This window comes from Streptomyces sp. VNUA24 (assembly GCF_029167005.1).
GTDB lineage: Bacteria > Actinomycetota > Actinomycetes > Streptomycetales > Streptomycetaceae > Streptomyces > Streptomyces scabiei.
Genome location: NZ_CP119143.1, coordinates 3,626,572 through 3,650,441 on the forward strand (window position 1 = coordinate 3,626,572; position 23,870 = coordinate 3,650,441).

Annotated in this window: 13 protein-coding genes; 2 read left to right on the forward strand and 11 right to left on the reverse strand. The window is 72.1% G+C overall.

Going from position 1 to position 23,870, the window contains the following annotated elements; all coding sequences use genetic code 11:
• Positions 1-23: 23 nt before the first annotated feature.
• The 8 genes from PYR72_RS15030 to PYR72_RS15065 all read right to left on the reverse strand — a co-directional run bounded on the left by PYR72_RS15030 (position 24) and on the right by PYR72_RS15065 (position 12,975).
• Positions 24-2,498, reverse strand: a complete 2,475-nt coding sequence (locus PYR72_RS15030) for a cellulosome protein (RefSeq protein ID WP_275455827.1) — start codon at positions 2,496-2,498, stop codon at positions 24-26.
• 252 nt (positions 2,499-2,750) lie between these two features.
• Positions 2,751-3,791, reverse strand: a complete 1,041-nt coding sequence (locus PYR72_RS15035) for a LacI family DNA-binding transcriptional regulator (protein ID WP_275455828.1) — start codon at positions 3,789-3,791, stop codon at positions 2,751-2,753.
• A gap of 77 nt (positions 3,792-3,868) precedes the next feature.
• Positions 3,869-4,621, reverse strand: a complete 753-nt coding sequence (locus PYR72_RS15040; protein ID WP_275455829.1) for a hypothetical protein — start codon at positions 4,619-4,621, stop codon at positions 3,869-3,871.
• A 129-nt stretch (positions 4,622-4,750) separates the two neighbouring features.
• A complete protein-coding gene (locus tag PYR72_RS15045) occupies positions 4,751-6,742 on the reverse strand; it encodes a beta-galactosidase (protein WP_275455830.1) in 1,992 nt (663 codons plus the stop codon).
• Positions 6,742-8,964 (reverse strand): 1,4-beta-glucanase, encoded by a 2,223-nt coding sequence (locus PYR72_RS15050; protein ID WP_275455831.1) that lies wholly within the window; start codon positions 8,962-8,964, stop codon positions 6,742-6,744. The genes PYR72_RS15045 and PYR72_RS15050 overlap by 1 nt, the downstream gene beginning before the upstream one ends.
• Before the next feature lie 301 nt (positions 8,965-9,265).
• On the reverse strand, positions 9,266-10,228 hold the full coding sequence (locus PYR72_RS15055; protein ID WP_275455832.1) for a carbohydrate ABC transporter permease: 963 nt from the start codon (positions 10,226-10,228) through the stop codon (positions 9,266-9,268).
• Positions 10,225-11,259: an ABC transporter permease subunit gene (locus PYR72_RS15060; RefSeq protein WP_275455833.1), complete on the reverse strand. Its 1,035-nt coding sequence runs from the start codon at positions 11,257-11,259 to the stop codon at positions 10,225-10,227. Before PYR72_RS15060 ends, PYR72_RS15055 begins: the two co-directional genes overlap by 4 nt.
• A gap of 27 nt (positions 11,260-11,286) precedes the next feature.
• Positions 11,287-12,975, reverse strand: a complete 1,689-nt coding sequence (locus PYR72_RS15065; protein WP_275455834.1) for an extracellular solute-binding protein — start codon at positions 12,973-12,975, stop codon at positions 11,287-11,289.
• Positions 12,976-13,354: 379 nt separating this feature from the next.
• On the opposite strand from PYR72_RS15065, the gene PYR72_RS15070 reads away from it, so the two are divergent.
• Positions 13,355-16,207: a glycoside hydrolase family 3 C-terminal domain-containing protein gene (locus PYR72_RS15070; protein ID WP_275455835.1), complete on the forward strand. Its 2,853-nt coding sequence runs from the start codon at positions 13,355-13,357 to the stop codon at positions 16,205-16,207.
• A 192-nt stretch (positions 16,208-16,399) separates the two neighbouring features.
• On the opposite strand, the gene PYR72_RS15075 is transcribed toward PYR72_RS15070, so the two are convergent.
• From PYR72_RS15075 to PYR72_RS15085, 3 genes are all read right to left on the reverse strand, one after another.
• Positions 16,400-17,851, reverse strand: coding sequence for an aldehyde dehydrogenase family protein (locus PYR72_RS15075; RefSeq protein WP_275455836.1), 1,452 nt, complete (start codon positions 17,849-17,851; stop codon positions 16,400-16,402).
• Positions 17,852-18,200: 349 nt separating this feature from the next.
• Positions 18,201-19,835 (reverse strand): PucR family transcriptional regulator, encoded by a 1,635-nt coding sequence (locus PYR72_RS15080; protein WP_275455837.1) that lies wholly within the window; start codon positions 19,833-19,835, stop codon positions 18,201-18,203.
• 229 nt (positions 19,836-20,064) lie between these two features.
• On the reverse strand, positions 20,065-22,185 hold the full coding sequence (locus tag PYR72_RS15085) for an ATP-binding protein (protein WP_275455838.1): 2,121 nt from the start codon (positions 22,183-22,185) through the stop codon (positions 20,065-20,067).
• Between the two features lie 273 nt (positions 22,186-22,458).
• Here PYR72_RS15085 and gabT point away from each other — a divergent pair, with 273 nt between their 5' ends.
• Complete coding sequence (gene gabT / locus PYR72_RS15090) at positions 22,459-23,793, forward strand: 4-aminobutyrate--2-oxoglutarate transaminase (RefSeq protein ID WP_275455839.1); 1,335 nt, start codon at positions 22,459-22,461, stop codon at positions 23,791-23,793.
• Positions 23,794-23,870: the final 77 nt, after the last annotated feature.

Below are 23,870 nucleotides of genomic sequence, written 5' to 3' on the forward strand. Positions count from 1 at the left end.
GGGGTTTCGGGGTCCGGCAGGGCCTAGCCGACGACCCGGCCGACCTCGATCCGGCCGATGTTCGGCGCCCAGGCAGCGGCGTTGCCGATGGTCACCTTGTTGGGGCCCTTGCGCAGGTCGACCGGGACGCCCACGGTCCAGTAGTCGTCCCAGCCCCAGGTGTTCTTGAAGGTGACCGTGCGCGGCCCGGCCGTCCCGACGGTGATGTCCGCCGTCCGGGACATGATGTCGGTGTTGTAGGCATGGCCGTTGTCGCGGCGGTCGTCGTGGGCGTAGTGGACGACCAGGATGTGGCGGCCCGCGGTGGGGGCGTGCACCGTGAACTCGGCGGTGCTGTCCGGGCTGTTGCCGAGCCACCCGATGTAAGAACCCGACGGGGCGTGCGCGGAGTCGACGAGCCTGGCTCCGCCGCTGAGCGTGGCCGCGGCGGCGTCGTGGGCGAGGGTGCCGGTGGCGGAGCCGGCGCCGGTGACGTCGAGGGAGCGCAGGCCGGTGCGCCGGGCGGTCGCGGTGATCCGGTTGTTGCCCTCCACCAGGTACAGCCGCAGCGGCCGGTCGGGCACCGCGGCCACCGACTGGCCGTGCAGGGCGAGGGTCACCGGCGCCGACGCCCGGGGCACGACCCGGTAGTAGCCGTCGCGGGGCGCGTACACGTCGAAGACGGCCCGGTCCCCGGTGCGCAGGACCAGTTCGCCGGTGCCGACGCCCTTCGAGGAGGAGTAGTCGTACGACGGCCGGCCGCCGATGTCGGCGAGGGTGGCCTCGTAGGAGGCGGCGGGCTCGCCGGTGCGGGCGGTGAGGTCGATCCGGTCGAGGGTGACCTCGGCGTCCCCCTTGGCCAGGGTCAGCCGGTGGGTTCCGGCCGTGAGCCGGAGGGTGAGGTCCTTCTTGGCGCGGTGGGCCCAGTTCTCGGTGGACGGGTAGGTGACGGTGACCGGGTCGCCGTCGTCGACCGTCAGCCTCTGGGTGGCCGGGGTCCCGGACTGGTTTCCGTAGAGGATCGCCAGGTCGTAGGTGCCGTCCTGCGGGACCGAGACCGTGAAGTCGACCTTGCTGCCCGGCCGGTCGAGGGAGCCGACGTCCTTGGTGCCGGAGGCGGCGTAGCCGTTGGCGTTGTCCACCGTGCCCTGGGTGTACACCGTGCCGTCGGTGATCGCGGCGTCCTCGGCCTCGTAGGAGGCGGTCCAGGGGACGGACGGGGTGGCGGGGGTGCCGTCGCCGCCGGGGGTGAGGACGACGCGGTAGGCCGACATCCGGTGCAGGCCGCGCAGCGGGACGGTCACCGTGCCGTCGTCCGCGACACGGGTCTTCGTCCGGGACAGGACGCGCGGGGCGGCGTGCCGGCCCTCGTAGCCGGACCAGGCGGCCTCGGCGACCGTGGCGGTGACCGTGCGCCCGAAGAGGGAGCGGGGGACCTTCCGGACCACGACGTCGGTGTCGCCGTCGGAGCCGCCGAGCAGTACCTGGGCCTGGCGGCGCGAGGTGTCGAGGGAGGCGAGGCCCTGGAGGGTGTCGACGGTGTTCGCCTGCGGCGGGGTGACCTCGACGGTGTCCCCGGTCAGGCCCGCGTACCAGCGGAAGAACCACCAGCCGCCGTTGGGGATGTTGGAGCGGACGACGTTGCCGTCCATGTTGCCGGCCGCGTCCCAGTACGCCTGGTTGGCGTACACCTTGTTCCTCTCGAACATCGAGACCCACTGGACGAGTTGTCCGGGGACGGAGAGGTCGCGGCGGTTGGCGTACTCATCGATGTTGATCTTCAGCGGAGCTATGCCGGCCGCGCGCTCCAGGGCGCGGTAGTCGTCGTGGTGCGCCTGGAAGTCCCGGAGGGAGCCGGAGCCCAGTTCGTGCCAGGTCATCACCTGGGGCAGGACGTTCTCGCGCCGGGCGAAGGCGAGGAAGTCCCTGAGCAGACGGGGGTGGTACGCGGCCTCGTTGGGGCCGGCGATCCGCGCGTCGGGGTCGATGGCGCGGATGCGCTCGTGGACGGTCTTCCAGTCGCGGAAGAAGCGGTCGCGGTTGATCTCGTACTGGGCCTGGTCGGCGACGTCGAGCTTGTACCAGATCTGGTCGGGCTCGTTGAACGGGATGTAGACGAAGCGGTCGCCGTTCGGGTCGGCCGAGACCTCCTTGACGATCTTGTCGACCTTGGGGAGGTAGTCGTCGATGCCGAGATCCTCGTAGGGCCACTTGGCGTAGACGTCCTGCATCATCACGTTGATCTCGCCGCCGCCGTTGCGGAAGAACGACCTGGAGACGGTGAGCGCGTCGCCGTTGGGGTGCTGGGCGCCGCCCTCCGGCTTCTGCGAGATGCTGGTGATCTTCAGGGGGGCGAGGACCGCGTCGCTGGGCACCCCGTCGTCGCTGAGCCCGTAGAGCGCGCCGTTGGCGCCACGCATCACCGGGCCCTCGGAGGCGGAGAGGTCGACGGAGAGACGCTGCGGGGCGGCCGCCGCGGCCGTGGCCGTTCCGGTGGCGGGAAGGATGCTGCCTGTCATGGCGGTGACTCCTAGCACTGCTGTGACCAGCGCGGTTCTGGTGCGGGATCGCTCGGGGGTGCGCGTACCGGTGTGGGGGCTCACGCTGCCGGACCTCCGGTCGTGTGACGGCTCCGCGGGTGATACCGGGCACGATCTCCCGCCGGGCGACGAGGACGACGGCGGCCCTCGGCGGGCTCGTCGGCACGACGCTCCGACGCTTTTCCCGGCCCGGAACCGGAGCAGCGGTGCGCGTCCGGGCGGGCGAGGGGTTCAGCGCCTGTCGGGCGGTGGGCCGGCGCTCTCCCGCAGCACCAGTTCGGGCACGGAGACGCCGTGCGGGGCGATCGGCTCGGACTCCTCCACGACCCCGTGCAGCAGGGCGAACGCGGCCCGCCCGAGGCCGGTGAAGTCCAGGCGCACGGTCGTCAGCGACGGGGTCAGATAGGCGGAGTGCGGGGCGTCGTCGAACCCGGCGACGCTCACGTCCCCGGGCACGGCACGCCCGGCCTCGTGCAGCGCGCGCAGCACACCGAGCGCGAGGTCGTCGTTGCCGCAGAGGACCGCGGTGACCGACGGGTCCGCCGCCAGTTTGAGCCCGGCCGCGTGACCGCCCGCCGGGCCCCAGTTCCCCTGCAGCGGCCGGGGCACCGGCGCGCCGGCCTCCTTGAGCGCCTGGCGCCAGCCGGCGGTGCGGGCGGCGCCGGCCCGCCGGGTGCTGGACGGGATGGCGACGTAGTGCACGGTCTCGTGGCCGAGGGAGAGCAGATGGCGGGTGGCCTCGTGGGCGGCCTCGCGGTCGTCGGTCCACACCCAGGGACGGTCGCCGCGGGGCGGGGTCGCGGGGGTCTCGACGACGCCGACGACCGGCAGCGCGGCGGGGACCGCGCCGAGGGCCGCCACGCCGGGCGGGTCGTAGGCGATCACGATGAGGCCGCCACCGGCGTCCGCCGCCCGCCGCACCTCGGCGGCGACCGCGGCCTCGTCCGCCGACTCCAGGACACCGATCCCGACCGTGTAGGACGCCGCCCGCGCCGCCTCCTCGATGCCCTGGAGGATCGAGGCGTAGCCGTAGTGCGTGGTGTTGGCGGTCAGCACGGTCACGGACCGGGTGCGCCCGCTGGCCAGCGCGTGTGCGGTGGCGTTCCGCCGGAAGCCCAGCTCGTCGATCGCCGCCTGCACCCGCTCCCGCGTCGTGTGCTTGACGCTGGGGTGGTTGTTGATCACCCGGGAGACGGTCTGGTACGAGACCCCGGCAGCTGTCGCGACGTCCCGGATACTCGCCGGGCGCCTGGTGTGACCGGCCACATTCATGCGTGAATTGTGACCGGTCACACGGGAGTCGTCAAGACAGCGCGGCAAAGGGTCCGCGGAGCAGTGACGACGGTGCGTCAGCTGCTGCTGACCGTCAGATTGTTGGCCGTGAAGTTCAGACCGCCGGAGGACGAGGTGACCTCGAAGCCGAACTGCACGTCACCGATGGTCTCATTGCCCATCCAGCCCTTGGTGTCCTTGATCCACTTCAGGACCGGGAGGATCTGGACCGTGCCGGAGGTCGAGTTCGAGGTGCGCAGGAACGAGATCACGTCCCAGTACGTCCCGTCGGACCGGTAGGCCCGGCCCTTGTACACGTTCCAGCTGTGGCCGCCGACCGACACGCTCTGCTGGAAGCTGCCGAGGGCACCGACGGCGCCGGTGCGGTTGACCCAGAGCATGATCTCGTAGTCGTGGTCCGTGTCCCAGACGTCGTACGAGGTGTTGTACGCGCCCGAGGACGGGACCGTGACGTTGTAGCTGCTGTTGAGCGAGCCGAGCGAGGTGATCGACTTGTTGATCACCTTCTTGGAGTTGGGGTACGACTTGATGCCGCCGGTGTTGGGGTGGTTGGCCCAGACCCCCCAGTTGGTACCGGAGTTGGCCCAGACGCACTGGCTGCCGGCGCCGGAGCCCCAGATGTTGTTGTAGAGGGTGTAGCCGTTGAGGCTCGTGTTGCCCCACTGGTCGCAGGTGTTCCAGACGGCGGCCGAGGCGGGGGCGGAGGCGAGTCCGACGGTGGCACCGAGGGCGAGGGCGGGGGCCAGCAGGCCCCTGCCGATGCGACCCAGGGTGCGCGAGCGGGTACGGGTGCGGGTGCGTGTTGCCATGGGTGTCGTTCCTTCCATGGGTGGGGGGATGGAGCGGGGAGCCACCGCGCCCCCGGGGTGAGGACGCGGTCTTCTCCGGCGACGGGGTCGATCGCCACGCACGGTCCGGCGCCGGAGGAAGTCCGGGTTTTACCTCAGCACCGCCACGCCGTAGCGGCCGAGGGACAGCGTGCCGGTGACGACCGCCCCCGTGAGCAGGTCGTGACGGGTGCCCGGCACCTCGACGGTGACCGCGTCGCGGCCGTGGTTGAGCACGAAGAGCACATCGCCGCGGCGGACCGCCTCCACCCCGTCGGGAAGGCCGTCCAGCACGGGGCGCACCCCGGCGTCGGCCGCGACGCCCGCCAACAGGTCCCGCAGCGCGGCCGGTTCGGGCAGCGTGGAGACGTACCAGGCCCGGCCCCTGCGCAACACCGCCGGGTGGCCGTCGAGTTCGCCGCCCTTGTAGGCGAAGGTCTCGTCCGCGTCCGCCGCCTCGATCTCCTCGGACCACAGCGTCCCCCGGAACACCCCCCGGGGGCCCTCGCACCCGACCTCCTCCCCGGCGTCCAGCGGCCACCACTCGTGCAGGGTGCGGATGCCGAAGAGGGCGCGGAGCCGCGCGTCCATGCCGCCGGGGCGTACCCGGTCGTCCTCGTCGGCGACACCGGTCAGGAAGCCGCTGACGAGGGTGCCGCCGCCCCGTACGTACGCGAGGAGGTTCTCGACGGCCGCGTCGGTGAGCAGGTAGAGCTGCGGCACGACGACCATCCGGTACGCGGAGAGGTCGTGCCCGGGGTGGGCGAAGGCGGTCGTGACGTTCGACTCCCACAGGGCGCGGTGCCAGGACCGGACGACCTCGGCGAGGTCGACCTCGGACGACAGCCGGCCGTCGTGGGCGCCGGCCCACCAGGAGTGCCAGTCGAACAGCAGCGCCACCTCGGCGTGGAGGGATTGGCCCGCCACAGCCGGTCCCACCACCGCCAGCTCGGCCCCGATCCGCTTGACCTCCCGGTACGTGCGCCCCTGCTCGCCCGCGTGGGAGACCATGCCGGAGTGGAACTTCTCCGCGCCCTGCCGCGACTGCCGCCACTGGAAGTAGCAGACGGCGTCCGCGCCCCGGGCGACGGCCTGGAGGGACCACAGACGGTTGAGGCCGTGGGGCTTGGGATGGTTGACGCCGCGCCAGTTGACCGGACCGGCCGCCTGTTCCATGAGCATCCACGGCCCGCCGCCCGCCTGGGAGCGCGTCATGTCCTGCACCAGCGCCCCGTGCTGCGCGCCGAGCGGGTCCCGCGGGTCCGGGTAGATGTCGACCGAGACGACGTCCTCCTCCTCGGCCCACCGCCAGGCGTCCTGGCCCGCCCACATCGGCATGAAATTGGTGGTGACCGGGATGTGCGGGGTGTGCCGGCGGACGATGTCGCGCTCGACGGCGTAACACTCCAGGAGCATGTCGCTCGTGAAGCGCTTGAAGTCGAGCATGTGCGTGGGGTTGCGCAGGTAGTGGGCGCGGCGCGGGGGGATGATCTCGTGCCAGCCGTCGTAGGACTGGCTCCAGAAGGCCGTGCCCCAGGCCCGGTTGAGCGCGTCGAGGGTGCCGTACCTGCGCCGGAGCCAGTCGCGGAAGGCGACCGCCGCCTCGTCGCCCCAGTCGTAGGTGCAGTACTCGTTGTTGATGTGCCACAGGGTGAGGGCCGGGTGGTCGCCGTAGCGGGCGGCCAGGTCCTCGGTGATGGCGGCGGCGTAGCGGCGGTAGGTGGCGGAGGAGTGGGAGAAGTGCTGGCGGGAGCCCCACCACTCGACCTGACCGTTCTCGTCGCGCGGGAGGGTCTCGGGGTGGAGACGGCCCATCCACGGCGGCGGGGAGGAGGTGGGGGTGGCCAGGACGACGCCGATGCCGTTCGCGTGCATCAGGTCCATCAGCGTGTCCAGCCAGCCGAACTCCCGTGCTCCTGGCCGGGGTTCGAGCTTCGCCCAGGAGAAGACACCGAGGGTGACGGTGGTGACGCCCGCCTCCCGCATGAGGCGGACGTCCTCGTGCCACACCTCCTCGGGCCACTGCTCGGGGTTGTAGTCGCCGCCGAACAGGACCCGTCCGCGGGTGACCCCGGCCAGGGACGGCCGTGACTCCCCCGGCATCAGACCGGGTCCCCGTACTGGATGCCGCGCCCGTTCGTGGCCAGGTACACCCGTCCGTACACGCGTGGGTCGCCGGTGACGGCCTCGCCGGTCCAGCCCCACTGGTGGGCGTCGTCGTTGATGCGGGTCCAGGTCTTCGCGCCGTCGTCGGAGCGGTGGACGGCGGTGCCGGTGTCCGTCGTGCCGACCAGGTAGACCGCCGGGTAGCGGGCGCCCTTGGCCGCCTTGCCGAAGCCGAGGGCGTACGCGGCCCGGCAGCTGTCGAGCTTCGCGAAGGTGGCTCCGCCGTCGGTGGAGCGGTACAGCCCGTTCCCCTTCAGGCTCAGCCACAGGTCGCCGGTGCGTCCGGGGGCCGCGACCAGCTCGAACTGGCTGTCCCCCTGCGGCAGTCCGCTCGCGCGCGCCACGAACGACCGGCCGCCGTCGGTGCTGGCGTACAGCGTTCCCCTGTCGGTGTCGTACGCGTAGAAGAGGGCGGGGTCGGCCGGGTCGGCGACCGGTGTGGCGCCCCGGGGGAAGGAGGGGACCTCGGTCCAGGTGGCGCCGTTGTCGGAGGAGCGGTGGGCGGCGTACTTCGTGCCGTCCCAGTGCACGAAGGACCACAGCAGCGCGGTGCCGTCGGTGGTGACGGCGATCGGCCCCGGCGCGTCCTTGGCGATCCCGGGCTGGGCCGCGAAGGGCGCCCAGGTACGCCCGCCGTCCTGGGAGAAGGCGCCGTTGCCGTGGTCGCCCCAGCCGGTGCGGACCACGTACGCCGGCTTCGCCGCGGCCTGCGCGAGTCCCGTCGCCGTCGAGAACACGGGGTTGGACGCCATGCCGCGCGACGGGGACGCCGTGAGCCGCTCGTGGTACATCGTGCCGATGTCCCCGCTGCCGCTGATCAGGTGCGCCTCGCCGGTCGGCGGGGAGATCAGCTGGCGCACCGACGTCTCCTCCAGGCCACGGATCTGCGGCGCCCAGTGCTTCAGGTCGCGGGTGCCGTAGAGAGTCGCGCCGGTGCCGTACACGACGTGCTTCGAGTCGTACGGGTCGAGGGCGAGGGCCTGGATCCACCAGCCGAACTTCGGTTTGTCGGCGCCCCACTTGAGATACGGCGTCTCGGACACGTCGAGGACGGCGGAGTCCTTCAGCGACGTCCAGCTGCGGCCGCCGTCGGTGGACCGGAACACGGTGTCGATCTCGGCCCAGCGGTTGTTGGTGGACACGACCACCGTGCCGGGGCGCCGGGCGTCGACGGCGACCCCGCCGTAGGCGAAGGAGTCGGTGCCGCCGTCGCCCGTGGTGCCGCCCGGCTCGACCGGGGTCACATCGGTCCAGGTGCCGGTGGTGGTGCGGAGCTTGTGCACACTGCCGTCGGACTGTCCGTTGGGGCCGGGCGCGTCGGCGTACGTCACGTACAGCTCGCGGGAGTGCCGGTCGTAGGCGGCGCGGATCGGGACCTTGGCGGAAGTGCCGGTGGGGCGGCCGGGGACGGCTTCCCAGGTGGTGCCGTCGCCGGTCCGGTAGAGGTTGGCGGTGGTGCCGTCGCCGTCGCCCCAGCCGGCGTAGACGGTGCGTCCGGCGGCGACGAGCAGGGTGACGCCCTGGCCCGAGGCACTGGGAGTCGCCGGGAAGCCGGTCGCCGGCGCCCAGGTGGCGCCCCGGTCGGTCGATCTGAGCAGACCGTCGTGCCGGGTGCCCAGCCACAGGGTGTCGCTGTCGCGCGGGTCGACGAGCAGGCGCTCGCCGGTGCCCCGGCCGTCCTCGTTGGCGCCGAGCCTGACGGTGAGGTCGGTACGGGTCCAGGTGGCGCCGCGGTCCTCGGAGCGGAGGATCGCGCCGTTGCCGGCCCAGGGCTGGGTGTAGGTGCCGAGGGCGACGTAGAGGCGGTCCGGATGGGCCGGGTCGACGGCGAGGGCCTCCACGCCGAGGAGGTTCCAGTCGTCCCAGCCGAGGTGGTCGGTCAGGGGGGTCCAGCGGGCCTTGCGGTCGTCCCAGCGGTAGGCGCCGCCGATGTCGGTGCGGGCGTAGGCGAGTCCGCGCCTCGCCGGGTGGAAGAGAACGCCGGTGACGAAGCCGGTGCCGCCGATGACGGCGGTGCGCCAGCGGTAGCCTCCGGCGGCGGGGCCGTTGTGGACCCCGGTGGTGTGAGCCTGGGCTGTCGGTGCGGGGAAGGTGGTGAGGGCCGCGGCGGCTGCCGTCCCGGCGAGTACGGTGCGGCGGCTCGGCTGTGGGGTGCGCATGACATACCTCGTTTTGCGGGGAGGGGTAGGGGTGGGCGCGTGGGGACTCGGGGGTGCGGGTTCGTCGGCGACCGCGGGTGGTGTGTGGTTGCTCGCGCAGTTCCCCGCGCCCCTGAAAGCACCAGGCCCCTGCGGGCCTGAATGCCAACGGCTTCGCGGGCCTGAAAGCGAACGGCCCTGTGGGCCCGAAAAGCACGGGGCGCAGCCCCTGCTTCTCAGGGGCGCGGGGAACTGCGCGACCAGCCCCCACTGCTCGCACTCGCCCACGAACCCGCACCCCATGGAAGGGCGGGCGCCCCGGTCAGCCCTTGATCGCGCCGGTGAGCATGCCCTTCTTGAAGTGCTTCTGGACGAAGGGGGACAGGACGGCGACGGGGAGCAGCGCCATCACCATGACCGCCATCTGGACGGCCAGCCCCGACAGCTGGCCGGTCCTGATGGCCTGGCTCAGTCCGACCGGGGCTTCCTGCTTCTGCACGAGCTGGATCATGACGTTCTGCAGCGGCATCATGTCCTGGTCGTTCAGGTAGATCGACGCGTTGAACCAGGCACTCCAGTACCCGACGGCGTAGAACAGCGTGATCACGGCGAGGACCGCCCGGGACAGCGGCATGACGATCTGCCAGAGGATCCGGACGTCGCCGGCGCCGTCGATGCGGGCGCTGTCGATGAGTTCCTGCGAGATACCCATGAAGAAGCCGCGCAGCACCAGGATGTTGAAGATGCTCACGGCGCTCGGCAGGATCAGCGCGAGGTAGCTGTCCATCAGGCCGAGGGACTGCACCAGCAGATAGGTGGGGATGAGCCCGGCGCTGAAGAACATGGTCGCCAGCAGGGTCATCAGGATCCAGCGGTGGCCGAAGGAGCCGGTGCGCGACAGGCCGTAGGCGCACAGCACGGACACCGCCATGGAGAACAGCGTGCCGACCAGGGTGATGAGGACGCTGATGACCGCGGCGCGGGTGACCTGGCCGCCGCTGAGCAGTTCCGCGTAGGCGATGAAGGTGATGCCCTTGGGCACGATCACCAGGCCGCCCGCCTCGTCGATGGTCTTCCGCGACGACAGACTGGTGACGATCACGATCCACAGCGGGAAGAGGACCGCCAGACAGGCGAACGACAGGGCGATCCCCTTGCCCGCCAGGCCGGCCTTCGAGGGTGCCTCCTCCCAGGAGGGCCGGGGCGGGGCCTGCCACCGGCGGGGCGCCCTCTCCCGCAGGTCCGGCCCGGTGTCCTGTCGCGGCTGAGCCGTCACGGACGTCATTTCCTGTACACCCCCGCTTCGCCCATGAGGTGGGCCACCTTGTTCGCGGCGAGGACCAGGCCGATGCTGACCACGCCCTTGACGAGGCCGGCGGCGGCCGCGTATCCGAAGTCCTGGTTGCGGACGCCGTTCCACCACACGAAGGTGTCGAGGACCTCCCCCGCGCCCGGTCCCACGCCGTCGCGTTGCAGCAGGATCTGTTCGAACCCGACGGTCAGGGCGTCGCCGACGCGCAGCACGAGCAGCAGGGCGATCACCGGCCGCAGAGCGGGCAGCGTGACGTGCCACATGCGCCGCCATCGTCCGGCCCCGTCCATCGCGGCGGCCTCGTAGTGGTCCGAGGGCACCGAGGCCAGTGCGGCGAGGAAGACGATGATCCCCCAACCGGCGTCCTTCCAGACGCTCTGCGCGGTGATGAGGAACGGGAAGGTGTCCGGGTTGGTCATGATGTCGAGGCCGTCGTACCCGTTCTGGCGCAACAGCTGGGACAGCATGCCCGCGCCGCCGAACATCTGCTGGAAGACGGCGATGACGAGCACCCAGGAGAAGAAGTGCGGCAGGTACAGCACGGCCTGGGCGACGGCCCGGACCCGGGGCCGGACCACACTGTTGATGAGCAGCGCGAGCAGGATCGGGATCGGGAAGAACAGCACGAGCTGGACGACGAACAGCACCAGGGTGTTCTGGACGGCATTCCAGAAGGCCGAGTCCTCGAAGATCCGCTGGAAGTTCTCCAGGCCCGTGAAGGGGCTGTTCAGCATGGACACGATGCCGTTGTCGCTGATGTAGGGGTCGTAGTCCTGGAAGGCGACGACGTTGCCGAGGACCGGCAGGTAGTTGAAGACCAGGACCAGCACGACGGCCGGAAGTGTCATCAGGAGCAGGACGCGGTCGCGTCGGAACCTGTGCCGCCGGCCCAGCTGTTCCGGGGGGCGTCTCCCGGGGGAGCCGGTGGGGCCGCCGGACGCCACCCGGGTCTTCTCCGGCGTGCTGGCCTCGGCTCTGCTGCGAGGCACCGTGCTGTGGGACACAGCCGCTCTCCTTGCCTCAGGGCCTGGTCAGCTCGCCGCCGAGCCGTTCTCGTCGAGGAGCTTCTTGTACCAGTCGCGCAGCTTGTCGCCACCCTTGCTCTTCCAGTCGGACACGGCCTGCTGCATGTCGCCGATCTTCTTGTGCCCGCGGATGATGTCGTCCTCGAGCTGCTCGAAGTCGTTGGCGAGGTTGGTGTAGCGGGAGGGCTCGGTGATCTGGAGGCCCCAGAAGGGTGTCTTCGTGGTGAAGGCGCCCATCCGCTGCTCCCACTCGACCATGGCCTTGGTGTAGTCCGGCATGTCCGGGTGGGCGGTGGTCGCGGCCGGGCTCGCCACCATGACGTAGGCGTTGAGGACCTCGTTGTTGCCCTTGTCGTTCTTGACGGGGATGCCGTCCTTGATCGTGTAGTGCGTGCCCTCGACGCCGTAGTTGGTCATCATCCACTCCTTGGTGCCGTACGGCGCCGCGGTGACGTTGGCGATCGCCAGCGCGTCCCGGATGACGGACTCGGACGCCTTCTTGCTGACGAAGGAGAAGATGCCGGCCGGGTTCCCGGCGTGCAGCACCGGATCACCGCCGTCATGCCCCCAGATGTCCATGCCCCAGACCTTGAAGTCGGGGTTCTGGGTGATCTGGGAGGCCTGCTGGCCGTACCAGTTGACGATGTTGTTGTTCCAGATCAGGAACTCGCCGGCGGCGAACTTGGGTGCCGGGTCGGCGATCTGGCTCTTGCCCAGCTTGAAGTTGGGGTGGACGACCCCGGCGGCGAACAGCTTCCGCGTCCACTCGATGGCTTCCAGGTACTCCGGGGTCTCGACGCGGTTGATCAGCTTGCCGTCGACCATGTTCCACCAGAGCGGTTTCTCACCGCCCCCGATCACCCCGAAGTTGTTCATCGCGGTCCACTTCATGTCGCCGCAGGCCCACCGCTTGGCCCGGGCGTTGGTGATGTCCTTGCACAGGGCCATGAACTCCTCGGCGGACCGCGGGACTTCGTAGCCCTCCTCGTCGAAGATGTCCTGGCGGTAGAGGGGCACGATGGTCGGGACGGACGGGGAGGGCATCGGCAGGCCCATCAGCTTGCCGCCGAAGATGGAGCGCTGCCAGGCGTCGCTGGGGATCGCCGCGAGGTTGGGGTACTCCTCGACCTTGTCGCCGGAGAGGTACGGGCCGAGGTCGGCGAACTTGCCGATGATGGCGCTGGGTATCTTGCCCATCATGTTCCAGCCGGGGATGACGACCATGTCCGGGACGTCGCTGGAGGCGAGGACCGCGCCGAGTTTCTGGTCGTAGGTGTTGCCGTCCTGGTTGCGCCACCGGACGTCGACGCCGATCAGGTCGTTCATCGAGGTGTAGTAGGCGTTGTCGCTCTTGGGCGGTGAGCCCCAGAACGGCGACATGATGGTGACCTTGCCGCCCTTGCCGAGCTTCTTGGCGACCGAGGTCTTGAGCGCGGAGCCGTCGAGCGGGGCGGTGAAGCCCATCGACGAGCCGTACTTCGCCGGGATGTCCGGCTTCACCACGTTGCTGGCCACGTGCGCCGGAAGGATCTTCTTGGCGTCCTTGCCCGAGGTGGTGCCCTCACGCGAGCCGCCGTCCGAGCCGCCGCAGGCGGACAGCAGCGGCAGGCCCCCGGCCACCGCTGCGGTGGCGACCGCCGTGGAAGCCAGGAAGCTTCTCCGGCTGGGGGAGGAGGTGGCGGAGTTCGGCGTCATTGCGTCAACCCTTCATGGCGCACACCAGGACACCCGGCGGTGGCCGTCGGCTGCGGTGTCTTCGACAGAACTGGCTGTGCAGAAGCGATGCGCGTCGGAGGGAGGGGGAGCACGCGAAGCGGTGCCCTCCACAGTCGAAGCGCTTCGATGTTGCTGCGAGGTTAAGTGAACGACCGGGGGCGCACAAGGGTCGATCCGCAGATTCCTCCCGGGTGCCGGGGACTGGAGCACCCGCTTCCGATCTTCGCTCTCCAGAGCCCGAATGACGGTGGGGGTGCGGATCTGTCGCGTCGCGGTCCCTTGACACCCACCCCACCGTCGAACCAGCATCGAAGCGCTTCGAAAGCGCCTCGTCGCTCCATCGCAAAGGGATCCCCACGTGACCGTAGAGACGACTCCCCCGCCACCTTTCCGCGATCCGCAGTTGCCGGTCGCGAAGCGCATCGACGATCTGCTCCAGCGGCTCACCCCGGACGAGAAAATCGCGTTCCTGCACCAGTTCGTGCCCGCCGTCGACCGCCTCGGGGTGGCCGCGTTCCGTACCGGTCAGGAGGCGCTGCACGGGGTGGCCTGGATGGGGCCGGCGACGGTGTTCCCGCAGGCCGTCGGCCTCGGCGCGACCTGGAACGAGGACCTCGTGCGCCGGGTCGGCGAGGCCGTGTCCGGCGAGGTCCGGGCGATGCGGGCCCGCGACGACCGGGTCGGCCTCAACGTCTGGTCCCCGACGGTCAACCTGCTGCGCCACCCGCTGTGGGGGCGCAACGAGGAGGGCTACTCCGAGGACCCGAGGCTGACCTCGGCGATCGCGACCGCGTACACCCGCGGCCTGCGCGGCGACCACCCCGTGTACTGGCGCACGGCCCCGGTCCTCAAGCACTGGCTGGCGCACAACAACGAGACCGACCGCTCCACCACCTCCTCCTCGGTCCGTCCCCGGGTGCTGCACGAGTACGACCTGCGCGCCTTCCGCGAGACCGTCGAGGCGGGCGCGGTGACCGGCGTGATGCCCGCCTACAACCTGGTCAACGGCCGCCCCAACCACGTCTCGCCCCTCCTGGCCGAGCAGCTGCGGACCTGGACCGACGAGCCCCTGCTGGTCTGCTCGGACGCGGGCGCGCCGTCGAACCTGGTCGACTCCGAGCACTACTTCGACACCCACGCGGAGGCGACCGCCGCCTCGCTGCGCGCCGGCGTCGACAGCTTCACCGACCACGGCACCGACGGCTCGACGATCACCGGACGCCTCCGGGACGCCCTGGCCCGGTCCCTGCTGACCATGGACGACATCGACGAGGCGGTCCGCCGCCAGCTCTCCGTCCGCTTCCGCCTCGGTGAGTTCGACCCCGGCAGCGACCCGTACGCCGACGTCAAGGACTTCGACACCCCCGCCCACCGCGCCCTCGCCCAGGAGGCCGCGGAACAGGCGGTCGTCCTGCTCAGGAACGAGGGCGGCCTGCTGCCGCTCGCCGCCGACACCCGCGTCGCCGTCGTCGGCCCGCTCGCCGACGAGTGCAAGCTCGACTGGTACAGCGGCACCCTGCTGCACCGCTCGACCCCGCTCGAAGGTCTGTACGACCGCTTCGGCGCGGAGCGCGTGACGTTCGCGGAGGGCGTGGACCGCGTCCGTCTGCGGGCGCACTCCACCGGCGCGTTCGTGTCCGTCCCCGAGGCCCCGGAGGCCGCCGACGAGGTGCGCGGCGCGCAGGGGGCGCTCGACCCGGCGCTGCTGGCCGGCCGCACCGACCTCTCGCCGCTCACCACCGACCCGGAGGGCAGCGAGCTGGCCCTCGTCGACTGGGGCGAGGGCGTGCTCACCCTCCGCGCGCCGGACGGCCGCTATCTCTCGGTCGCCGACGACGGATTCCTGCGCGCCTCCGCCGACCAGCCGGGGGGCTGGTTCGTCCAGGAGACGTTCCGCCTGGAGCCCTGCGCACCCCACGGAACGGGCCACCTCCTCAAGCACCTGGGAACAGGCCGGTACGTGACTGTCGGCGCCGACGGAGTGAAGGTTGCCGACGGTGATCCGGAAACCTTCGACGTGGTCGTGACCGAACGCGGGGAGGCCGCCGTCGCGCGGGCGGCCGCCGAGGCCGACGTCGTCCTCGTGGTCGGGGGCAACGACCCGCACATCAACGGCCGCGAGACCGAGGACCGTACGACCCTCGCCCTCCCCGCCCACCAGGAACGGCTGCTGCGCGCGGCCCGCACGGCCAACCCGAACACGGCCCTGGTCCTGGTCTCGGCCTATCCCTACGCCGTCGACGTCACCGGTCTGCCCGCCGTCCTGTGGACCGCGCACGGCGGCCAGGCCGCCGGCACCGCCCTGGCCCGGGTCGTCGCCGGCGACGTCTCCCCCGCGGGCCGCCTCCCGCAGACCTGGTACGCGTCCGACGCCGACCTCCCCGGCCTCCTCGACTACGACGTGATCGGCTCCCGCCAGACGTACCTCTATTTCGAGGGCACCCCGCTGTTCCCGTTCGGGCACGGCCTGTCCTACGCGGAGTTCGCCTACGGGAACCTGACCGCCCGCGTGGGTGACGACGATCTGACGGTCTCCTTCACCGTCACCAACACGGGCGCAGTGACCGCCGACGAGGTCGCCCAGCTCTACGTCCGCGCCGAGGACCCGTCGGTCCCGCGCCCGCGCCGCGAGCTGGCGGGCCACCGCCGCGTCACCCTCGCCCCCGGCGCCTCCTCGGAGCTGACGTTCCGGCTCCCCCTCTCCGTACTGGAGTTCTGGGACGTGGCGCACGGCGCCTGGCACCGGGAGCCGGGCGCCTACGAACTGCTGGCCGGCGCGTCCAGCGAGGACATCCGCCTGCGCACGACCGTCACCGTCGACGGCGAACCCCTCGCCCCGCGCCCGGTCCTGGCCCGGGGCCTGGACGCGGCGGACTTCGACGAACAGCGCGACACGGAGATCGTCGACCGCACCAAGGTGTCCGGCGACGCGGTGACTCCGGCGGGCGACGGCCCCGGTGAACTGCTGTACCGCGCCTGCGACTTCGGGAACGGGGTCACCGAGGTGACGGTCGAGGTGGCGGGTGCGGGGAGCGTCGAGCTGGCGCTCGTCGACGGCCCGGCGCCGGTCACCCTGACACTCGACCGGCCCACCGCGGGCCCGTACGCGTACACGACCCTGCGGGCCGCCGTCTCGGCGGCCGGGACGCACGACGTCCGGCTGGTGCTGCGCGGCCCGCTGCGGCTGGCGCGCGTCGGCTTCTCCGGTTGAGGGTCCGGAGCGAGCCGGCACACAGAAGGGGCCCGGCACCGGAAGGCATCGGTGCCGGGCCCCTTCGTCCCGGGATCTGACCCGAGACTACATGAAAATGATTGTCACAAGCTAGGGGTGGCCGGGAACTGCCGGCGATCCGCCGGTTCCGGCGATCCGCCGGTTCCGGCGATCCGCCGGTTCCGGCGACGCTCAGAGCTGGAGTCCCGTCAGCACCATCACCCGCTCGTAGGTGTAGTCGTCCATGGCGAAGCGGACACCTTCCCGGCCGACGCCGGACTGCTTCACCCCGCCGTACGGCATCTGGTCGGCGCGGTAGGACGGCACGTCACCGATGACCACGCCGCCCACCTCCAGCGTGCGGTGGGCCCGGAAGGCGGTCTGCAGGTCGTGGGTGAAGACACCCGCCTGCAGGCCGTACTTGGAGTCATTGACGGCGGCGAAGGCCGCGGCCTCCCCCTCCACCTTGCGCACCGTGAGGACGGGTCCGAAGACCTCCTCGCAGGAGACACTCACGTCGGCGGGCACGTCGGCGAGGACCGTCGGCGCGTACGAGGCGCCGTCGCGCTTGCCGCCGGTGAGCAGCGTGGCGCCGGCGTCGACCGCCTCCTGGACCCATGCCTCGACCCGCTGGGCGGCGTCCTCGCTGACCAGCGGTCCCACATCGGTCGCGCCGTCGGACGGGTCGCCGGTGACCTGCGCCTCGACCGCGGCGACGATGCGCGGCAGCAGCCGGTCGTACACGGAGGCGTCCGCGATCACCCGCTGCACGGAGATGCAGGACTGGCCGCCCTGGTAGTTCGAGAAGGTCGCGATGCGGCCGGCGGCCCAGTCGAGGTCCTCGTCGCTCGCGTAGTCTGCGAGCACGACGGCCGCGCCGTTGCCGCCCAGCTCCAGGGTGCAGTGCTTGCGCGGCGCCGAGTCCATGATCGCGTAGCCGACCTTCTCGGACCCGGTGAAGGAGATCACGGGCAGCCGCTCGTCCTGGACGAGGGCGGGCATACGGTCGTTCGCGACCGGCAGGATGCTCCAGGACCCGGCGGGGAGCGCGGTAGCCGCGTCCGCGAGCAGCTCACCGATGATCAGCCCGGACAGGGGGGTGGCCGGGGCCGGCTTCAGGATGATCGGCACACCGGCCGCGATCGCCGGGGCGATCTTGTGGGCGCAGAGGTTGAGCGGGAAGTTGAAGGGCGCGATCCCGAGGACGACGCCCTTGGGGAAGCGGCGCGTGAGGGCGAGCCGGCCCTGTCCGCCCAGGTCGGTGTCGAGCCGCTGCGCCTCACCGCCGTTGAACCGCCGGGCCTCCTCGGCGGCGAACCGGAACACCGAGACCGCCCGGCCGACCTCGCCGCGCGCCCACTTGATCGGCTTGCCGTTCTCGGCGGAGATCAGCTGCGCGATCTCCTCGGTCCGCTCGACGAGGCTCCTGCTGACGTGGTCGAGCACGGCCGCCCGCACGTGCGCGGGCGTCGCCGCGAACTCGTCCCGTACGGCGTGGGCAGCGGCCACGGCCTCTTCGACCTGCTCGTCCGTCGGCACGCTCACCGTGCCGACCAGACGGCCGTCCCAAGGCGACGTCACATCGAACGTGGTCGCACCGGTGGCCCGACGGCCGGCGAGCCAGAAGGCGTGAGTGGCGGTCATAGTCGATCCCGGCCCTTCGGTGGGTACACATGTCGTCTTCCGGCAACCACGGTAGGCCCGCGAGGGCGGCGGATCGCTTGTCCGGCACGTATGAGTACGGCGGGGAGGTGTGCCGGAATGGAGGGGTGGGGTGGGTCGGCTGCGGGTCCGGTGGGGGCTTGTCGCGCAGTTCCCGGCGCCCCTGAAAAGCCGGGGCTGCGCCCCGTGCTTCTCAGGCCCGCAGGGCCTGCGTCTTTGGGGGCGCGGGGAACTGCGCGAGAAGCCCCACCGGGCGGACGTGTGAGGGTCGAAGGGGCGCAGCCCCTGGAGGATGGGATGGGTAGGGGCGGCGGGGGCGAGAAAAGACCCCCTACTCCCCCGCGGCAGCCGTCGCCTTCAACGCCAGCCACAACTCCATCCGCACATCGGGATCGTCCAGCGACCGCCCCACGATCTCCTCCACCCGCCGCATCCGGTACCGCAACGTATGCCGATGTACTCCCAGATCGGCGGCAGCCGCATCCCACTGCCCGTGCCGGGACAACCACGCCCGCAACGAGGCCACGAGATCCCCCCGCCCGGTCGCGTCGTGCTCCCGCAGCGGCCGCAGCAGACTGTCCGCGAACGCCCGCACCGCGTCGTCACCGAGCAGCGGCAGCACGGACCCCGCGGCCAGCTCCTCGTGCTCGACGAGACACCGCCCCCGCCGCCGGGCCACGGACAGCGCCTGCTCGGCCTGCTTGTACGCGGAGGCGGCCGCGATCGGCCCGGCGGGCGCGGAAAGCCCGACGACGAGCTCCTCCTCCTCGACGGAGGCGGGGACACCCGCGGGGCCGGAGCCGCCGGCCGCGGCCCCCGGATCCCGCCCCTCCGCCCGAGCCGTCTCCAACGCCCCCGCGAACGCCCCGCACGCGCCGACCGCCGCACCCCCGTCCACGGCCAGCACCACCAGCCGTTCCCCGTCCGGCACGACGAGCACGGCTTCCCCGGCCCGCGCGGCGGCCGCCTCGACCACCTCCACGAGCTGCCCGAGCAGATCACCGCCCGGCCCGACGGCACCCGCGGGCCCCGAGGCGGACTCCGCGAGGATCAGCCGGAACGGGGCGTCCAGCAGCCCTCCGTACAGGTCCCCGGCGACGGCGCGCGCGTGGTCGCACTCCCCGGCCAGCAGCATCCGCAGCACCGCCGCGCCGATCCGCTGCTCGGCGGCGTGCAGCGAACGCGAGCGTTCCGTGGTGAGCGTCAGCAGGGCGATCGCGGAGTGGACGGCGTACCGCTCGGCCGTGCCGAGGGCCGCCGCCGTGCCGACGGCGAGGGCGGCACGGGCCCGGCGTCCGGTGCCGAGGGAGTGCAGTTCGACGCGGTCATCGCCGCCGACGACCGCGCTGGCCGGCGCGGGCCGGTCGCGCAGCCGTTCGACGTCGACGGTGATCCGGCCGGCCCGCCGCTCCGCCCACTCGGGTGCCACCGCGACGACCGCGCCGGAGGCGTCGTACAGGGCGGCCCACCCGTCGACCTGCCCGGCGAGCGCGCCGAGCAGCCCCTCGGGACCGTCGGTCAGCGCCTGCCGGGTGAGTTCCCGCTGGGCGGCGAACCCCGCCGTCACCGCCCGGTACTGCTCGGCGGCGATGGCGGCCGACACCGCCTTGCTGATGGCGAGGAAGGGCGTGCGCCGGGGCACCTCCAGCAGGGGCAGCCCCTCCCCCCGGGCCGCGGCGACGAGGGCCTCGGGGACGTCCTCGTAGTGCACCCCGACGGCGAAGCCGAGCCCGACGACCCCGGCGCCCACCAGGCGCCGTACGTAGCGCCGCATCGCCTCCGGATCCTCGGCGTCCAGTTTCAGCGCGGTGATCAGCAGCAGCTCCCCGCCCTCCATGTAGGGCACGGGATCGGCCAGCTCGCTGGCGTGCGCCCAGCGCACCGGCACGTCCAGGCTGTCCTCGCCCGCCCGCACGGTCAGCTTGAGCGTGGAGTGGTGGACGAGCGAGGCGAGCGTGGGGGGCATGAGACCTTCAGGTCGACGTGGGCTTCGCGGGCGCCGGGGGGACTGTCGGGGTGGCCTTTTGGCCGCCGCGTATGAACGACCTGTCCCGATTCTGCCTCACCGTACGGTCACAGGCCCCCCACATCACCCATCGAATGGCTCGAACCGACCGGCACCGGGCCCCGCCGCCCAGCCACCAACCGGCAGCCCCTCAACGGACAGTCCCTCAACCGCCCAGCCGCCCCGCCACTCAGCCGCGAAGATCCACCAGCAGCGGGGGCGCGTGCTCGCCCCGCACGGTCGTCAGCGACAGCACCGCGTGACCCGGCGGCACGCCGTGCGCGAGCTCGGAGGCGGACCAGCGTTCCCGTTCGACCTGGCGCACGGTCACGGCCCGTGCGGTGGGCGCGTGGCCGGTGATCATCCGGCGCAGCGCGTGCCAGGCCTTTCCGGCCGGGGAGTCGGCGATGATCTGCCGGTCGGTGACGTCCCGCGCCTCGGTCCACTCCTTGCCCCAGACCTCGGCGAAGTCCTGCCCGTCCCACGGGGTGAGTCCGGACAGCGCCATGCGGCAGCCGGTGGCACCGAGCAGCGGCCCGCGCAGCGGCCGGGGCACGTCGTCGAGGGTGCGCAGGGTGAGGACGGCGCCCGCGTTGGTCGAGCGCAGTCGCTGGATCCCGCGGACGGCCTCCGGGGTGACGACCCCGGTCGCGTCGTCCAGCACGAGGCAGGCGAACAGCGACCGGTCCTCGCGCACGGCGACGCTCGCCGTGAACTGCGCGAGCACCAGCCGCGCCAGGATGCGCGAGGCATCGGCGTGGCCGCGTTCGGGGAGGTCGATTCGGACCCGTACCGGGTGGTCGAGGGCGCGCAGGGAGAAGGGCCGGGACTGGCCCGAGGTGTCGAAGAACGTGGCGAAGGCGGGCCGGTCGAGGAGGGCGACCCGGTCGGCGAGGACCCCGCCGACGTCGCCGGGGTGCCCGAGCTGGCGCTCACGCGCGTCCAGTTCCCGCAGCAGGGACTCCTGCCCGGCGTCCTGGAGGGCCCGGCGCAGCTCGCCCAGCGGACCGGGCGAGCCGTCCAGCAGCTGGCGCAGCTGCGGCACCGACGGGAACCGCCCGTGCACCGCCCGGTACGGGCCGAGGAGCTGGGCGAGGACGGTGGTGGAGCGCCGGCTGTCGCCGCCGGGGTGCGGGTCGGCCAGGTCGCCGACGAGCGCCTCCGCGAGGACGGCGGCGGCCTCGTCGGGGTCCGTGGTCCCGCCGTAGAGGTCGAGGTCGTAGACGGACTCGGGGTTCCCGATGCGGACGACGACGTCATAGGCGTCGGCGGGTCCGAGCCCCGCCCCGGCCGCCCCCACGACCACCACCGCGGCCCGCCCGGCGAGCGCGTGCAGGCACAGCGACTCGGCGACGGGCCAGACCACGCTGCCGGTCTTGCCCGACCCGGCGGGTCCGACGGCCAGCAGGGAGGTGCCGAGCAGATCGGGACCGAGGGCGAGGCCCGTGCCCCGGTAGGCGTAGGGGTTGCGCGGGTCGTCGACGGTGCCGCCCAGGCGGACCTGGCCGGTGACCAGGTCGTGCCGGGCGAGCCGGCCGGGCAGGTCCCGCTCCCCGGAGGGGTGCAGACACGCCGCCGCGCCGTCCTTCAGCACCGCGCCGGTGAAGGTGGCCAGACTGTGCCGGCCGCTGCGCACGCCCTGCCACGCCCGCATGATCCGCGCGTGGTCCACGTCCCGCATGAGCCCGGACGCGGCCTCCGCCGCGAGCCGCTCGGCGGCCTCCCCGGCGCCGACCTCGCGGAGCGGGTTCCACCGGGCGGGGTCGTCCTGGGGCGGCGGTACCACCTGCCGAGCCTGGGGCTGCCGCAGGCGCGGGGCGCCGTACCGGCGCCAGACCTCGCCCCAGCGGCCGAGCCGCCCGACGCCGACCAGGATCGCCAGGGCGACGACCGTGTACCAGACGTAGCTGATGACCACGGCGGAGTAGGAGTGGGCCGGCGCCCAGGAGTCCGGGATCATCGCGAAGAGCGGCACCAGCCACCAGCCACCGAGGTAGCCGTTCCAGAGCAGCGACCAGATCAGCCAGCCGACGAGGAAGGCGATGAGGGCGCCGCCGAGCAGCTGCCGGGCGGGGACGGTCTCCGGTTCCTCCTCCGGCCGGGACTCGTGCCCGAACCGCCACACCCCCGGTGCCGCGTCCGGCCGCGGCGCCCGCAGCCACGCGAGGAAGGAGGACCCGTCCGGCATCGGCGGAACCCCTGGTGCGTGCGCCGGGCGCGGGGGCGTCAAGGGCCCCTCGGCCGGCCCCGCCGGGCGCGGCACAGGATTCGCCTGGGTGCCCCGCACGTCCCGCGTCCCGTCGCTGTCCATCGCGCTTGCCCCCTGACCAGCCGTTCCGTCCACCATCAGCGAGCCAATCTAACGCCCTCGCAAGGGGAGTTCACCGCTTACGCGGCCGGGCGGGCCGTGAAGCGGTCCTTCCGTGCCCCTCGATCGAGGATTCGTCTCCGGCGGCGCGCCATGTCCATCAAGGACAAGCGGTGCCGTCAACAACGCCCACATGGAGCATGCCCAGTGTTCCTTCCCGGTCCTAGCCTGCGAGTAAAAGAAGACAAGCGTCCGCAAGAGCCCCAGGAGCCCCACATGAGCGCACTTCCTCAGGAGCGCCGCGTAGTCACCGCCATCCCCGGACCGAAGTCCCAGGAACTGCAGGCTCGTCGTGTCGCCGCCGTCGCGGCGGGCGTGGGGTCCGTGCTGCCCGTGTTCACCGCGCGCGCGGGCGGCGGCATCATCGAGGACGTCGACGGCAACCGGCTGATCGACTTCGGGTCGGGCATCGCCGTCACCAGCGTCGGCGCCAGCGCCGAGGCCGTCGTCCGCCGGGCCACGGCCCAGCTCCAGGACTTCACGCACACCTGTTTCATGGTCACGCCGTACGAGGGCTACGTCGCCGTCGCCGAGGCCCTCGCCGAGCTGACCCCGGGCGACCACGCCAAGAAGTCCGCGCTGTTCAACAGCGGCGCCGAGGCCGTCGAGAACGCGGTGAAGATCGCCCGGTCGTACACCAAGCGGCAGGCCGTGGTCGTGTTCGACCACGGCTACCACGGCCGCACCAACCTCACGATGGCGCTGACCGCGAAGAACATGCCGTACAAGCACGGCTTCGGACCCTTCGCGCCCGAGGTGTACCGCGTCCCCGTCGCGTACGGCTACCGCTGGCCGACCGGCCCGGAGAACGCCGGCCCCGAGGCCGCCGCGCAGGCGATCGACCAGATCGCCAAGCAGGTCGGCGCGGAGAACGTGGCCGCGATCATCATCGAGCCGGTGCTCGGCGAGGGCGGCTTCATCGAGCCGGCCAAGGGCTTCCTGCCCGCGATCCGGAAGTTCGCCGCCGACCACGGCATCGTCTTCGTCGCCGACGAGATCCAGTCGGGCTTCTGCCGCACCGGCCAGTGGTTCGCCTGCGAGGACGAGGGCATCGTCCCGGACCTGATCACCACCGCCAAGGGCATCGCCGGCGGTCTCCCGCTCGCCGCCGTCACCGGCCGCGCGGAGATCATGGACGCGGCGCACGCGGGCGGCCTGGGCGGCACCTACGGCGGCAATCCCGTCGCCTGCGCGGGCGCGCTCGGCTCGATCGAGACGATGAAGGAGCTCGACCTCAACGCCCGGGCGAAGAGCATCGAGGCGACGATGAAGGCCCGCCTCGGCGCCATGGCCGAGAAGTTCGACCTCATCGGCGACATCCGCGGCCGGGGGGCCATGATCGCCATCGAGCTGGTCAAGGACCGTACGACGAAGGAGCCGAACCCGGAGGCGACCGCCGCGCTGGCGAAGGCCTGCCACCAGGAGGGCCTGCTCGTCCTGACCTGCGGCACCTACGGCAACGTGCTGCGCTTCCTGCCGCCGCTCGTCATCGGCGAGGACCTGCTGAACGAGGGCCTCGACATCATCGAGCAGGCGTTCGCCGGCGTCTGACGCACCCCCGCACCGCGCCCGGGCGCCCCTGTATGCGGGGCGCCCGCATACGGAATCCCCCACCCGCCTCCGACGTC